Annotated in this window: 17 protein-coding genes; 12 read left to right on the top strand and 5 right to left on the bottom strand. The window is 57.0% G+C overall.

All coding sequences use genetic code 11. From position 1 onward, the window contains the following. Positions 1-188 precede the first annotated feature (188 nt). The 6 genes from NKH97_RS31410 (at position 189) to NKH97_RS31385 (ending at position 5435) form a co-directional block, all read left to right on the top strand. Entirely contained in the window at positions 189-734 is a 546-nt protein-coding gene (locus NKH97_RS31410) for a hypothetical protein (RefSeq protein WP_352799666.1), read from the top strand. Then, positions 731-1108 (top strand): hypothetical protein, encoded by a 378-nt coding sequence (locus tag NKH97_RS31405; RefSeq protein WP_127291969.1) that lies wholly within the window; start codon positions 731-733, stop codon positions 1106-1108. Before NKH97_RS31410 ends, NKH97_RS31405 begins: the two co-directional genes overlap by 4 nt. Positions 1109-1409: 301 nt before the next feature. Next, positions 1410-2789 carry a site-specific DNA-methyltransferase gene (locus tag NKH97_RS31400; protein WP_352442492.1) on the top strand — a complete coding sequence of 460 codons (1380 nt, stop codon included), beginning with the start codon at positions 1410-1412 and terminating at the stop codon, positions 2787-2789. Then, complete coding sequence (locus NKH97_RS31395; RefSeq protein WP_127291965.1) at positions 2786-3232, top strand: DUF5681 domain-containing protein; 447 nt, start codon at positions 2786-2788, stop codon at positions 3230-3232. The genes NKH97_RS31400 and NKH97_RS31395 overlap by 4 nt, the downstream gene beginning before the upstream one ends. Further along, positions 3229-4683: a phage terminase large subunit gene (gene terL / locus NKH97_RS31390; protein WP_127291963.1), complete on the top strand. Its 1455-nt coding sequence runs from the start codon at positions 3229-3231 to the stop codon at positions 4681-4683. The genes NKH97_RS31395 and terL overlap by 4 nt, the downstream gene beginning before the upstream one ends. Before the next feature lie 455 nt (positions 4684-5138). Next, positions 5139-5435 carry a hypothetical protein gene (locus tag NKH97_RS31385; protein WP_352799663.1) on the top strand — a complete coding sequence of 99 codons (297 nt, stop codon included), beginning with the start codon at positions 5139-5141 and terminating at the stop codon, positions 5433-5435. A 95-nt stretch (positions 5436-5530) separates the two neighbouring features. On the opposite strand, the gene NKH97_RS31380 is transcribed toward NKH97_RS31385, so the two are convergent. Further along, positions 5531-5680 carry a hypothetical protein gene (locus NKH97_RS31380; RefSeq protein WP_352443302.1) on the bottom strand — a complete coding sequence of 50 codons (150 nt, stop codon included), beginning with the start codon at positions 5678-5680 and terminating at the stop codon, positions 5531-5533. Between the two features lie 690 nt (positions 5681-6370). Here NKH97_RS31380 and NKH97_RS31375 point away from each other — a divergent pair. Beyond that, positions 6371-7117 (top strand): Crp/Fnr family transcriptional regulator, encoded by a 747-nt coding sequence (locus NKH97_RS31375; RefSeq protein ID WP_023809607.1) that lies wholly within the window; start codon positions 6371-6373, stop codon positions 7115-7117. A gap of 701 nt (positions 7118-7818) precedes the next feature. Here the strand turns inward: NKH97_RS31375 and NKH97_RS31370 are convergent. Next, entirely contained in the window at positions 7819-8049 is a 231-nt protein-coding gene (locus NKH97_RS31370; protein ID WP_023809610.1) for a hypothetical protein, read from the bottom strand. 1457 nt (positions 8050-9506) lie between these two features. On the opposite strand from NKH97_RS31370, the gene NKH97_RS31365 reads away from it, so the two are divergent. Beyond that, positions 9507-9806, top strand: coding sequence for a hypothetical protein (locus tag NKH97_RS31365; protein ID WP_352799660.1), 300 nt, complete (start codon positions 9507-9509; stop codon positions 9804-9806). A gap of 407 nt (positions 9807-10213) precedes the next feature. Next, positions 10214-10387, top strand: a complete 174-nt coding sequence (locus NKH97_RS31360; protein ID WP_023809614.1) for a hypothetical protein — start codon at positions 10214-10216, stop codon at positions 10385-10387. Positions 10388-10876: 489 nt separating this feature from the next. Here the strand turns inward: NKH97_RS31360 and NKH97_RS31355 are convergent, their stop codons facing one another. After that, positions 10877-11065: a DUF3606 domain-containing protein gene (locus NKH97_RS31355; RefSeq protein WP_023809615.1), complete on the bottom strand. Its 189-nt coding sequence runs from the start codon at positions 11063-11065 to the stop codon at positions 10877-10879. 111 nt (positions 11066-11176) lie between these two features. Here NKH97_RS31355 and NKH97_RS31350 point away from each other — a divergent pair, with 111 nt between their 5' ends. The 3 genes from NKH97_RS31350 to NKH97_RS31340 are packed head-to-tail and all read left to right on the top strand — an operon-like array spanning position 11177 to position 12268. After that, positions 11177-11752 carry an ATP-dependent DNA ligase gene (locus NKH97_RS31350; RefSeq protein WP_352799658.1) on the top strand — a complete coding sequence of 192 codons (576 nt, stop codon included), beginning with the start codon at positions 11177-11179 and terminating at the stop codon, positions 11750-11752. 7 nt (positions 11753-11759) lie between these two features. Then, positions 11760-12041: a hypothetical protein gene (locus NKH97_RS31345; RefSeq protein WP_352555075.1), complete on the top strand. Its 282-nt coding sequence runs from the start codon at positions 11760-11762 to the stop codon at positions 12039-12041. After that, complete coding sequence (locus NKH97_RS31340; protein ID WP_023809616.1) at positions 12041-12268, top strand: hypothetical protein; 228 nt, start codon at positions 12041-12043, stop codon at positions 12266-12268. Before NKH97_RS31345 ends, NKH97_RS31340 begins: the two co-directional genes overlap by 1 nt. On the opposite strand, the gene NKH97_RS31335 is transcribed toward NKH97_RS31340, so the two are convergent. After that, entirely contained in the window at positions 12265-12510 is a 246-nt protein-coding gene (locus tag NKH97_RS31335) for a hypothetical protein (RefSeq protein WP_023809617.1), read from the bottom strand. The two genes, NKH97_RS31340 and NKH97_RS31335, sit on opposite strands and share 4 nt — an antisense overlap. A gap of 11 nt (positions 12511-12521) precedes the next feature. Continuing rightward, positions 12522-12755, bottom strand: coding sequence for a hypothetical protein (locus NKH97_RS31330; protein ID WP_023809618.1), 234 nt, complete (start codon positions 12753-12755; stop codon positions 12522-12524). Between the last annotated feature and the right edge of the window lie 21 nt (positions 12756-12776).

Raw genomic sequence — 12776 nt, 5'->3', positions numbered from 1 at the left:
TCGTCGAAACCATCGAGGCAGCCGAATGCAAGAACTACTTCGAAAACGCAGGCTACGCTTCCGTCAAAATATGAAACGCTCTAGCCCAACTCGCGCTACTTGAAATCCAGATTTGGCAAACGACTTCTGGAAATATTATCGTTATGCCTACGGTGCCGCTGCGGACCGAAGTCCTGCAGCAGAGAGTTTTGGTCGACCTCGCCGGTATGCCGCTCTATTTGGAAACGCCAGAACCTATCAGCGCCCCGCCCGCTGACACCATGGAGAATGTTGTCGATCCCGACCGAGTAAACCGGCGGGGCATCAACCGTGCATTCTGGCAGCGGTTCATTGATGAGGTACAGTTCGACCACGCAGACCAACTGGCACCACGCCACGGCGGCGACAATTGGGTGAGAGTTCCCCTGCCCGACCCGCTAGGATGGCTGACTGCCTTTCGGTCGACTGGCAGCAGAGCCGAAGTCGGCCTGTTCCTGACCTTCCGCGAAGAGGATGGTCAGGCTCTCTTTGATGAATTCCACAACGACATTGCAGAATTGCGCGGAGAAACCGGCCTTGATTTGGTCGCGCGGCTGAAATCGGACAGGCCATTTCATGCGGAGTTGGGCGTGTTTAGGCCAAGGTCAGACTTCGCAGACGAAGGCCAGCAGCTCGACTGGCTCTGCCATGCGGCTAATCGCTTTGTTTCGTTGATCCGCCCAAGGCTCAGCCTGATGGCGGAGGCTGCCGAATGACAAGGCTGCTCAAATGGGAACGGCTGGCCCTGGAGGGCGACTTCTCAACCATGCCCGCGCCCCTTAAGTGGGATCAATCCGGCCGCTTCGCCCATTTCCTCAACGGGTACGAGGTCGCCGGAGGAATGGACGCTCTAGCCGGCCTTGCCATCGCAATGTCGGGGCAAGCTCGCAAGACGGGCAAATGGCAAGGCAGCGCGCTCGACCTTTGGCTCAGCCTGTTCTTCCAGCAACGCGCCCATCGCCATACCGGATCAGAAGACAATGACCCAATTCTCGACGAACTGTGTGAAGCGCTTCGTGTGGCTCTCAATCAACTGACGCCGGAAGAGGCCAAGGCATTGGCTCTGCGGCTCAAACAGGAGGCCCTTTAGCTCAGCATTTTGCGAATCAGCTTGCGACGCTGAGGTCGCTGAAAAAGCATGTATTGGTTCGGCCTAGATAAAGGCCAACAAAATATTTTGTCGGCCTTCGGCATCACTTTTGCCGAGCGACAAAATATTTTGTTGCAATCTCAAGTCGTGATAACACAAAGAAAAATGCATTTAGTTCAAGTTTCGTTCGATGGATCCGAAGATTTGGTATTTTGCGCCAAGTCAATGGTCGCTATTCTCTGGGTAATTCTCAGGAACATACCGATGTCGGTCGTTCCTGGGCTGGCATTCAGAGGATCTCATGGCCACCAACATCACCACAGTTTCGATCCACGCACTCACCCCTTACCGCAACAACGCTCGCACCCATTCCAAGAAACAAATCCGACAAATTGCCGACAGCATCGAAAAATTCGGCTTCACCAATCCGGTCCTGGTCGACGAGAAGAACAACGTCCTTGCCGGCCATGGCCGACTCTCAGCAGCGCGCCTGCTGGGATGGAAGAACGTTCCAACCCTCTCGATCAACCATCTCAGTGAGGCGCAGAAGCGCGCTTACATCCTCGCCGATAATCGGATCGCCGAGAAGGCCGGCTGGGACAAGCAGATCCTGGCCATCGAGTTGCAGGCGCTGGTCGATCTCGACTTCGATGTGAGCCTCACCGGCTTCGACATCCCAGAGGTCGATCTGATCATCAGCGAGTTCTCGCCGGACAATCAGGATGATGAAGCCGAAGGGGACGAAGCGGAACATCTGGAGCAATCGGCGGGGCCAGCAGTAACACGGCCTGGCGATCTATTCCTACTTGGCGATCATCGACTGCTTTGCGGCAACGCGCTTTCGGCAGAGCATTTCGATATGCTGATGCAGGGCGAGAAGGCATCCGTCTGTTTTACAGACCCGCCCTACAATGTTCCGATCGGCGGACACGTCAGTGGTCTTGGCAAGACAAGCCACCGGGAATTTGCAATGGCATCCGGCGAGATGTCCGACGATGAGTTCGCAAGGTTCCTGGAACAGTCGTTCTCACTGATTGCTGGGTCGAGCAAGCCGGGCGCTATCGCCTTCGTGTGCATGGATTGGCGTCATATCGCAGAGACCACATTGGCGGGTAAACAGACGTTCGGCGATCTGCTCAATCTGTGCGTCTGGAATAAGACTAATGCCGGCATGGGCAGCCTCTACCGCTCTCAGCACGAGCTGGTGCTGGTGTTCAAAAACGGGAAAGAGCCGCATCGCAACAACGTCGAACTCGGCAAACACGGACGTCACCGCAGCAATGTCTGGACCTACCGCGGCGCCAACAGCTTTGGCACGACGCGGATGGAAGAGCTCGAAGCCCATCCGACCGTCAAACCTGTCGCTCTGGTTGCCGACGCACTGCTGGACGTCAGCCGCCGCGGCGACGTCGTGCTGGACCCATTTGGCGGCTCGGGGACCACGCTACTCGCGTCGCACAAGACAGGGCGCCATGCACGCCTTATCGAGATCGATCCTCACTATTGCGATCTGATCATCCGCCGCTTCGAAAGGCATACGGGCAAGCAGGCAACGCTCGCCACCACGGGCGAGACGTTCGAGGAACTGTGCGAGCAGCGTGGAAGCCTCGAATCTTCCGACGCACGCGCCAAAACAGCGTCCGCGACCCCGGCGCCTGAAACTGTGGGAGGCCTGCTGTGACACGGAGAAAGAAACCTGCCGACTACTCGATAGGCTACGGCAAGCCTCCAACTGAAACCCGGTTCCAGAAAGGAATGTCAGGCAATCCGAAAGGGCGACCGAAAGGCAAAAAAAACATGAACACTATTGTACGTGAGACGCTCTTTGGGCCGATCCAAATCCAGCAGAATGGCAGGACGACGACGGTGACGGCACTCGAGGCCATCCTCCTCAAAATGCGCAACAATGCGCTTTCAGGCGATTTCCGGTCGGCGGCCCATGCTCTTCAGCTCGCATCCCGTTGTGCCGAACTTGAGGAAAGCCGGCAACCCGATGCAGAGGTCGACGTGTTCGATCCGCAAACAATGGTCGACATGATGCGGGATTATCTCGACCACAAGGACTCGCCAGAGAATGATACCGAGACCCGTTCCAAGACCGGCGACGAGGGAGACGAGGAATGAACGCTCCACTCCCCCTACCGGGCCGACCATCCTCCTCGCCCGTTGCACCGACTGCCCTTCAGCTGCTGTTGGGCGCGGCCCGCGATGACTTGGCGACCTTCGTGGCGCTGGCTTTCTCCGCTGTCGATCCAGGTGCCAAGTATTTGCCCAACTGGCACATCCGAGCGATTGCGCATCAGCTCGAGCGCGTCTCAGCGGGCAAGTGCAAGCGCTTGATCATTACGATGCCACCGCGATCGTTGAAGTCGGTCACCAGCTCGGTCGCGTTCCCGGCATGGATTCTTGGCCGCGATCCGTCGAAGAAAATGATCTGCGTCTCTTATGCTCAACCTCTTGCGGTCAAGCACGCCAACGACTTTCGAACAGTCGTCAACACCGCCTGGTACCGGTCGATGTTTCCGACCTTCAAGGTTAGCCCGCGCAAGAACACTGAAAATGAGCTGCAGACCACGCTCGGCGGTGGGCGCCTGGCGACCTCGACCGGTGGTCAGCTAACCGGCCGCGGTGGCGACATCATCATTATCGATGACCCCTTGAAGGCAGATGAAGCGCATTCGGAATCGGCTCGCAATAGGTGCGCCGACTGGGTTCGCACGACATTGATGTCGCGCTTCGACAATCCCGCTGCCGGTGCCGTCGTCCTTGTCATGCAAAGATTGCATGTCGACGACCTGGCAGGCGTGCTTCTGGAGACTGGCGGCTGGGAGCATTTGAACCTGTCGGCGATTGCCGAGCAGGACGAACGCGTCCAGACAAGTGTAAATCGCTGGCACGATCGCAAGTTTGGCGACTTGCTCCACCCCGCGCGTCTGGGACACGCGGAACTGGACGGTCTAAAGCGCCTATTAGGATCGCTCAACTTTTCCGCGCAGTACCAACAATCCCCTGCCCCACCGGACGGCAACATGGTCAAGAGGGTGTGGTTTCGCGACTACGATCCGCATCAGTTCGACCGTCGGTCGATGACCATCGTTCAAAGCTGGGACACCGCCCTTAAGGGCGACCCCTCCAGCGATTACTCCGTCGGAACGACATGGGCCAAGGATGACAACAACTATTATCTCCTTGATCTCGTGCGCGTCAGGGCAGCTTATCCAGACCTCATCAAGTCCGTCAAAAACTCCCTTTTGGAGCACGACCCTGACATCATCCTCATTGAAGATGCCGGCTCTGGCTCAAGCCTCATCGCCGACTTGGAAAGCCAAGACATCAGCACGACGCCGGTAAAAGCCAGAACCGACAAGGAAAGTCGGCTGTCACGCGTTGCCGCGATGATCGAAAACGGCAACGTCAATCTTCCGAAAGACGCACATTGGAGAGATGACTTCCTGCTTGAGGTGCTCGCATTTCCGCATGGCAGGCACGACGACCAAGTCGATTCCATGACGCAGGCGCTGATCTGGATGAAAGACGACAAGCCTACGGGAAGGTTCTATATCGGCAAATTTTGAAGTCCTGCTCCAAAATCTGGGCGCTTTCGCGAAATGTCAGCTTTGCGCCCACATAACGACGTTGAGCAGAACCCGGCCGCATCCGAGGAGCGGACATTAAAGCGAACGGACGATGTAGCACGCCGATGCCGCTAGACGATCCGAGATACTGAGGTTGTCGGCTCAATGATCGCAGCTTGTAGCAGAGCGCGAAAGGCTACGGTCAGGACAGCCGCCGCGATCTGCACCCGGAGGGTTCGTTGCCATTGTTTTCGGGCGCCCACACCATCAGTTACGACCTTCGAAGCGTTCGGGGTTTTGAGACGCCCGCAACGCCGCCGTCGATTTTCTGTATTTCAAACCGAGACAAAACCCGAAATGTACGTCCTTAACCATTCATTGACTCGCGCCCCTTGCAATCTCTAAATCGGTTCTGAGGGAACGTTCTTGCACGTTGCGTTTTGAGGCGCTTGATGTTGAACCGACTCGATCACCCAAACCTTTCCCCCGATGATTTGCAGACCTGCAAACGGGTCTTCGAGCGGCTTTGTTCCGAGCGAAATTTCGACCATACGAGCGAAGAAGCAGAGCACATCGCTCCGGCGGTGATCCGTCACTTTCAAGAAGGCCACATGGACGAAGGCGATCTTTGGCTTGCCGTTCGAATGTGCCGCACATTTCGGGAGGCCTTGGCAATGCATCGCAGTGTCGGTCGGCTGGCCTACTATCAGGGCGCCCGACCTGGCTCGGATTTGCTGAACAGCCTGGCATAGACTTCGAGTTGGCCATGAAAGCTACGGCCGTACCGATACGCCTGACCGACGCGGCTGCGCGAAGACCCTATGACTAACCAGCTACCACCTCGCAGCTATTCTGAGGCAGGTAGCTGCTTCACGCTCTCTTGATTGAGGAGAGTTGCCAGCCCGATAATGATCTGCGGCATAACAAACGGCTTGGTGATCATCAGGCTGTTGGGCACTCCAAGCGACGGCCAGTCGTCCGCGCCATCGCCGCTCATGTATATCACTGGCATAGTGGGATTGACGGTTCGGAGGTGTCTGGCCACATCCCACCCGGTTCGGCCGTCTCCAAGCCTGATATCTGTGAGCAGAGCCGCAACTCGCTCCGGCTCACGATCAAAATTGCAATGGCTTCAAGGCCCTTTGAGACGGGAATCACCTCAAACCCGGCCTCCCGGAGGGAGCTTTCGATGTCCAAGAGAATGATGCTTTCATCTCCACAACCAGTACGGAAACCGACGGCATTGAAAGGTATGCCTCCCTGAGTATTCCTCGGCAATTCAACGGCCGCAGGCCCGAAAATGCTCCTTAGACAATAACATATGTTAATGCGGCGAAAGCGGGCTGGGACTCGGAGGGCGCAGCCGAAAGGGAGGAGCCTCACGCAAAACAGTCATTTAGATAGGAACTTATAAACATATGTTATAGTTTGGAGGGTTCTGAGTGGTAGGTCATAGGGGAGCACGATTTGAGGTCTGACTCGAGCGTCGCCTTGTCCCAAGGCTTATCGGAGAGACAGACATCACAGAGGCGCAAGCCCTGGAGTTGATATCGCTTCTAGGAGCGAATTGGTCCTCCCTGATGCGGGAGGCCAAAGGCATCAAGCACAATCTAAGGTCACCAACCATGCCGCCCTCGAGAACATTAGCGCCCCCAGCAAGTTAGGGCCAACCCCAAACAGGTTCTTGATGGCACAGGCTCCCTCTTCGAACATTTTAATCCGCAAGCTCCAGACCATCTCGGAACTCGCACCGTCAGATATTGCGCTCTTGGGGAACATCTCGATTCAGGAGAAGGAATATCATGCCAACGAAGACATTCTGCGCGAGGGCGACAAACCGACCCTTTCCTTCGTCGTTCTGGACGGCTTGATAGGCTCGACCAAACTAACCGGCGACGGCAAGCGTCAGATTTCCTCCTTTTTTGTTCCGGGCGACATTCCCGACCTGCATGGTTTGCATTTGTCGGTCATGGATTCCACTTTCACACCTTTCATGCCGACGCGGGTGGGCTTCATGCGGCATGACGCTCTTCACGATATTTGCGACCAGCACCCTTCGATAACGAGAGTGTTTTGGCGCTCGACGGTGATCGATGCGGCGATTTATCGAGAGTGGGTCACCAACGTCGGGAGACGCGACGCCTATGCTCGTATGGCTCACCTTCTTTGCGAACTGATAGTCCGCCTGCACTCCGTGGGCCGCATTGAGGATCGTGTGGCCCACCTTCCGATCACGCAGGCTGCACTTGGCGACGCACTTGGGCTTTCCACCGTGCACGTGAACCGGGTGCTTCAGGAACTTAGACGCGACGGTCTGATATCCACCGTTGGCTCGCGTTTTCATGCGACCGACTGGGCAGGGCTCGTCCGCGCTGCAGATTTTGACTCTACCTATCTGCACCAAAGGGCTGCGCAAACAGGTGCCGATTTCTGAGCCTGCTGGCTCGCTCATAATCCGTTCAGCCAAGCCCTTCGCGATCCGCCGGTCACAGCTTGACGAACCCGACCGCAGACATAAAATAGCGAAGGCATGACTTCTCAAAGATACGACCTCAGGAAGGAGCCCGACGAAACCTGGACGGTGTTTGACGTGTTCACTGGGCAGCCAGCAGACGCGTGGGGCGCTCCGGCGGAGTATCTTGACGAGGAGTATTCCCGCGATCTCGTCAGCGTTCTGAATCTTGTCGACCTGAAGCGAAGGGCCGCCCCAGGTAACCTCTAAGTACGACTGCCTAGGAGCGCCTGATAGCGTCGAAATTCCGCAAAGTCACCGTTCTGCGGGCGCCACCTGACATGGTGGAGAGGCTGAGCGGGCCGTGCTAAGGGCGAACCCGAAGCCTTAAAGGCGCTGGTCAATTCGCCGCCGCCATAGCTACCAGACCCGCATAACGTTGTTAATCCGGCAGCAGCATCTCCTCTTGGTCGGCCGCAGCCTCGAACAGTAGCCGGAAGTCACCAATCGGCATTTGCCATCCATCGCAGACAGACATGCCTCCGCCGCCGACCGCCACTTTGGGCCACGGTTGGACCACTTCAATAGTTCCTCGGCGGCAGTGCCGATACGGCTGATCCCAAGGCGGAATCCCGGTCGGTCGGTTTTGACGTAGACAGGCGGGTTGAACCAACGATGGGGCATCAGGGTTCGCGCACGTCGAACGCGACGAATAGCTGCCAAATGGAGGCTGTATTGACGATCATTTCGACTAGTTGGCAGTCGGTTTCACGAAGGTCACGGCCGCGCTCGCGCACCAATGCAATGGTCGCCTTAACGGAAATTATGTCGCCCGGTAGATAGCCCAACAGGGCCTCGCGAACCAGCTCCTTGGCCGCTAGCTGCGCAGGCCAAACAGGTGCTTGAATGTCCATCCCATCCTCCCAGAGAGACAGAACCTCAATGACCCATTCTGTGGTGCACTTTCCGAAAAAGGCAAGGGCCGGAAACGTACAAAGCAGGTTCTGAAGGGCGCCAATCCCTTAGATCTGCGCCTTGCGCTTGAGGGCATTGCTGGGCGCTCTTGATCGTGCCAGCACACGTGCGGAGGGTCGGCATTTCGTATCTCCTAGCGGTTTGTTCGGCCCTGTGAGAGCCTGGGCCACTGGTCGGATTGAGGGTCGTGCCGGTGATCTGCCAAACATTTACCCGGACGGAGAATGCTCCCCTTCGAGATGTGTAATCCGAAAGATCGTCGGGTTACGGTCGCAAAGCGCGCCGCCAAACTGCGCCCACAAGCGTTCGCACTCTCTTGCCCTAGACTCGGGGTGCCCGGTTCGCCATAGAAGATCATGGCTCCGCGAACATCGTATCCAAGCACCGAAGCGTTGGCCACCAACTGAATGGCCATACCCAAGGTGATGGGACCGATTTTGGCCTCAGTTTTAGTGGAGAGGTCGACCACACCAAACACTTCCGCATTGACGCCTCTGCCAGCCAAAACGGCCGTCGAGATCGCATTATTCGCGGAAAGAAGCATTCGATTAGTCGCCCGTTGAAACGGCTCTACCAACTCTCAAAGGCAAGGTTTGCTCCCGATCACCCGACCTATCGCAGGTGGGGCGCCTTCGGCTGCAACAATCAACTGAATCAGGCGGCATCTCTCATTTCTGCGTCGTTGACGGGAAACTCCTGGAAAGACAGGCCACTCCGTCGAGCCCAATTCCGCTCAACATCGAGGAGTTCATTCTCACCAGTCAAGCCGTTCATAAACAGTCTGAGTACGTGTGCAGCTATGCGCTCACCGTCCTGCGAAGCAACACGTACACCGCGCTCTTTGCAGACCGTCCGACAAACATGGGCAAGCACCATAATATCGCTCGGCTCCAAAAACCGACCTGGATATAACATACCGTCCTCCCTGGGAAAGCTACATTGAGCTTCTGATTACATAGGGTCACCGGCAGCCACAATTAACTATGATAGTCGTTTACTCGACTCTGCAGAAATTTGAGCTGCCCACCAAAACGCATCGGGCATAGCGCCACTACGGCACCGAGGTACGGGCTATTCAGGACACGCGAGGTGCCTCCGAGCTTAGAATTTTAGGCAAGCTTCGCTTCTTCGCGTGAGAGATCCACCATAATCCGCAGGCAGTGCACTGTGAACTCTCCCCCGAAAGACCGATAGCAGCGGCGCAATTGTGTGGATCCGCGCTGTTTAGCCCATTCACTCGACGATGTTCAGGACGCTCGTTCTATGACAGCGACGCGCTTGGCCTCCCCTCATCGCTCCGCAAGCGGGGCGGGCGCCTTGATTAGTCATTTTTCTGGGAACCGTCGTTTCGCAGCGAAGTTCGGTACCGAAGGGACGTTCCGAGATGGAGTTGATCATGAAACAGGTTCTTTTCGCTTCAGCCATTATGGCACTGTCAACTGGCCTCGCCTTTGCGCAATCGACCACCACGACCACAGGCGGATCGTCGACCTCGACAACCAAGACCATGCCGAGCACTACGACCGATCAGGGCACGGATTCGACCACCACGAGTGGAACGAACTCGAACTCCGCCAAGGACTGCGCTCCGGGTCAACAAACTGGTAGCGCCAAGCAGGCCGCGCCAGGTCAACAGGATACCGATGCTAACTCGGCTGCTCCTGGCCAGGTGAAGAAGACCACGGAAGGCTGCTGACCTGACCTGTCCCAGGTTGATGCATAGCGGTCGATTCTCAGGATGTCGCCGCATTGGAAAAACCCGTCGTGCTAGGCCGGCACGGCGGGTTGATAGCAGGACTATAGTCTTGCATTTCGCAGCGAAGGTCCAAGCTGTGCCAGTTGGTTCTCTGCTTGTCCAACGGCCGTTCCATTACATTAGTTAGTCGACATATATGTTATCGCCGCCTGCAAGCTGTGCCATGTTGGTTCACCCTAGTGGCACCTGTTTTGCATCGCCCGCGACAGCAGGGGAAAACCAACACCCCAGCGAGTCCCGTTATCCCTGGGACGGCCTGCCGCTGCCGTGAATGGGGCGGCGGGCTTTTTTCTTATTCGATGAAACGAACGGTCATGCCGTGAGTTGGCTTCCCAAAGGAGGAGCCGATGAAAAAGGAAGGCGATGGGCGTGTAGACAAAGGCAATCAGCAACTGCTTGCCCGTCGTTTGTCTGAAGAAGTCGGCATTTCAGAACCTGAGGCGCGCGCTCTGATCAAGCTTATCGGCACGGACTGGAATTCGCTGCTTCGTGAAGCCCGATTCTTGAAGGAGCGTCATTAGAAGTCCGCCGCCTATTGGGGCGCCGGCGGCGGACCTGTTAAGCGGCTACATCCTTGGGAATCGACCGCTCGTAGGGTTAATGTGCCACTTGGAGGCCAGTTCCATGTAATTGCACAGCGGCAAGAGCATGCGACTTCCGCTTTATCCGGCATAGGCCATCAGGCGTAATTGTAGCGACGCCATTGTCTAGTATCATATGGGGCCTGGTCATTAGGCCCACCCTCGTGCCCAGCATGGTCGGCACGGTCACTCACTCGATCCTTCGGCTGCTTGATCGTGCCGACTACTGCCGACGTCTGCTACTGCCGGTGGAAAGAGCCGGTTCCAAGGGCTGGTGCCCTGGCAATTCATGCCAAGCGACTTGGCGTAGGTCGCGCATGTCGACCTGCTGGCCGCACGTGGGGCAGGTGTAGAAATTCTCCCGCTCGTCGGCTGGCTCGCCGCCGTGCTGCCTGCCGGGGATGGGTGGTCCAAGGTCGGATAGCTTGGTCATCTACTGCCCAGCGCTTTTGCTTCTCGTTCTAGCGTCTCACGGTCGTTGCCGTGCTTTTTGATAAGTTCACGCACCTCGGGGATCGTAAGCTGAAACTTGCTGGCGAGATAACCGACCTCATATTCTTCGTCGCCTGATACCCGGTCGCGGTCGCGGAAATCACGCTTGCTCTTGTCGTCGGCCATTGGTGTTGCTCCTAGAGGTTGTTGATCCGCAACGCGCACCGGGTCGCATTGTTCATCCTTCTTGGAACTATTTTAGCTAAAGCTGATTGAATCGCGGGTGTGGGTCAGTTGATGCGTTTGAAGTTCATCAAGCCGATGGAGCCGGAGCTTGTCGATAACCCGCCAGAGGGTGACGACTGGATTCACGAGATAAAGTTCGACGGCTATCGCACGCAGATCATCAAGGACGAAGACGGCATCCGAGTGCTGACGAGGAGAGGGTACGACTGGACTGCACGCTACCAGATCCTTGCCGACCAAGCCGCCGCGATTGAAGCCGACGACTTCATCATTGAGGGTGAAGCCATCGTGGTTGATGAGGCTGGACGCTCCGATTTCCATGCGCTGCAGTCGGCGGTCAGCAGCCGCGAGACCTATCAGGACTATTATCTCGTCGCCTTCGATTTGCTGCACCTAAACGGCCACGACCTCCGCAGCATGCCGCTCGAGGATCGGCGCGAGATCCTGCAGGGAATGATCGAGGCCGGCGGCCGCATCCAATTCAGCGAGGCGATGCCCGGCACGGGCGACGCGGTTTACTACCTTGCCGACCCAGACTGGACAAGAAGGCATCGTCTCGAAGCGCCGGGACAGTCTCTATCGCAGCGGCCCGACGATGAACTGGCGCAAAATCAAGTGCTACGATGAAAAGGAGATGGACATCATCGGCGTTCAGCGTGATCCGGGCCAGGCGGCAAGGGTTCTTATGGCTGACAACGGCCGCTATCTCGGCACCGCCAACGTCAATTTCAAATTCGACAAACGCAAGCGCCTCTGGGACCGCGTGCAGGGCAAGGTGGGCGGCCCTGTGCCGAAAGGCCTGAAGAGAGACAAGGCGGAATGGCTGAAGCCGGGTCTTGTCGGCCGCGTGAAGTTCCTGAAAGGTGAGGAGCAACTACGCCACGCGAAGCTGCTCGATTACCGGGAGGAGGAATAATGGCGGTCGCCAAGAAAGATCAGGAGCGCATCACCTATGCCTGGATGTATGGCTCCCAAGCGCGCAAGGACGGTAAGGAGCGCTCAGTGCCGGAGTATTGGGAAGAACAGGCCGACGCTTGGCTGCAGGGTTTTGATGACCATCCTTTGGCCGACGCCGGCAAGGTCAAGCCTGTCAGTGAGCAGATGGAAGCGGAAGTCGATGAGGCCGGCGTCAGCGAGCATTAGAGCGGCTTGCCGGCGCGCATCATGGCCCGCGCAATCGCGAGCTGCGTTTCCGTCCTGGCGTTCTCTTTCTGCGTCATGTTGTCGGCGGCGATGAGCCGTTTCAATGCCCGCAATATCTCGCCCCGCGTCCATCCCGCCTCTATCATGCAATCGACAATCGCCTGAAATCCGGGCTCCATTGCCTCCTGGCAGTCAATTGCCCGGTCCTGATATTCGTCCTGTCTCCTGGGTGGATTGATCATGCGCTGCATTCTCAGTTGGCGGGGCCTTTGGGCATCGTCTCGGACGTAGTTCCGTCGAGAAGATCGAGAAACGAGTGCATCGCCTTCACCATCATCCGCGCACCGTTTTCGTTTAATGTGAAGGATCGCTTCCCCTCATCAGTCAACAGCCCGACCAGGCAGACCTTGGGATTGTCGCGGTCGTCGATATCGATTGTGACGCCCGATACCCCTGGCAGCATCACGTCCTTTTGCTTCTTAGGCATCACTACGACAGCCTTGACTCG

Origin of the sequence: Mesorhizobium sp. M0870 (assembly GCF_040319775.1) — a bacterium.
GTDB lineage: Bacteria > Pseudomonadota > Alphaproteobacteria > Rhizobiales > Rhizobiaceae > Mesorhizobium.
Note: the sequence above shows the minus strand (reverse complement) of the source record. Positions and strands in the feature narration are given on the sequence as shown.

Bases quoted from the DNA above. Each gene is read 5' to 3' on its own strand.
- NKH97_RS31405 (WP_127291969.1), top strand. From the start codon at position 731: ATGACAAGGCTGCTCAAATGGGAACGGCTGGCCCTGGAGGGCGACTTC.
- NKH97_RS31400 (WP_352442492.1), top strand. From the start codon at position 1,410: ATGGCCACCAACATCACCACAGTTTCGATCCACGCACTCACCCCTTAC.
- terL (WP_127291963.1), top strand. From the start codon at position 3,229: ATGAACGCTCCACTCCCCCTACCGGGCCGACCATCCTCCTCGCCCGTT.
- NKH97_RS31380 (WP_352443302.1), bottom strand. From the start codon at position 5,680: ATGAGCGGCGATGGCGCGGACGACTGGCCGTCGCTTGGAGTGCCCAAC.
- NKH97_RS31375 (WP_023809607.1), top strand. From the start codon at position 6,371: ATGGCACAGGCTCCCTCTTCGAACATTTTAATCCGCAAGCTCCAGACC.
- NKH97_RS31370 (WP_023809610.1), bottom strand. From the start codon at position 8,049: ATGGACATTCAAGCACCTGTTTGGCCTGCGCAGCTAGCGGCCAAGGAG.
- NKH97_RS31365 (WP_352799660.1), top strand. From the start codon at position 9,507: ATGAAACAGGTTCTTTTCGCTTCAGCCATTATGGCACTGTCAACTGGC.
- NKH97_RS31360 (WP_023809614.1), top strand. From the start codon at position 10,214: ATGAAAAAGGAAGGCGATGGGCGTGTAGACAAAGGCAATCAGCAACTG.
- NKH97_RS31355 (WP_023809615.1), bottom strand. From the start codon at position 11,065: ATGGCCGACGACAAGAGCAAGCGTGATTTCCGCGACCGCGACCGGGTA.
- NKH97_RS31350 (WP_352799658.1), top strand. From the start codon at position 11,177: ATGCGTTTGAAGTTCATCAAGCCGATGGAGCCGGAGCTTGTCGATAAC.
- NKH97_RS31345 (WP_352555075.1), top strand. From the start codon at position 11,760: ATGGACATCATCGGCGTTCAGCGTGATCCGGGCCAGGCGGCAAGGGTT.
- NKH97_RS31340 (WP_023809616.1), top strand. From the start codon at position 12,041: ATGGCGGTCGCCAAGAAAGATCAGGAGCGCATCACCTATGCCTGGATG.
- NKH97_RS31335 (WP_023809617.1), bottom strand. From the start codon at position 12,510: ATGATCAATCCACCCAGGAGACAGGACGAATATCAGGACCGGGCAATT.
- NKH97_RS31330 (WP_023809618.1), bottom strand. From the start codon at position 12,755: ATGCCTAAGAAGCAAAAGGACGTGATGCTGCCAGGGGTATCGGGCGTC.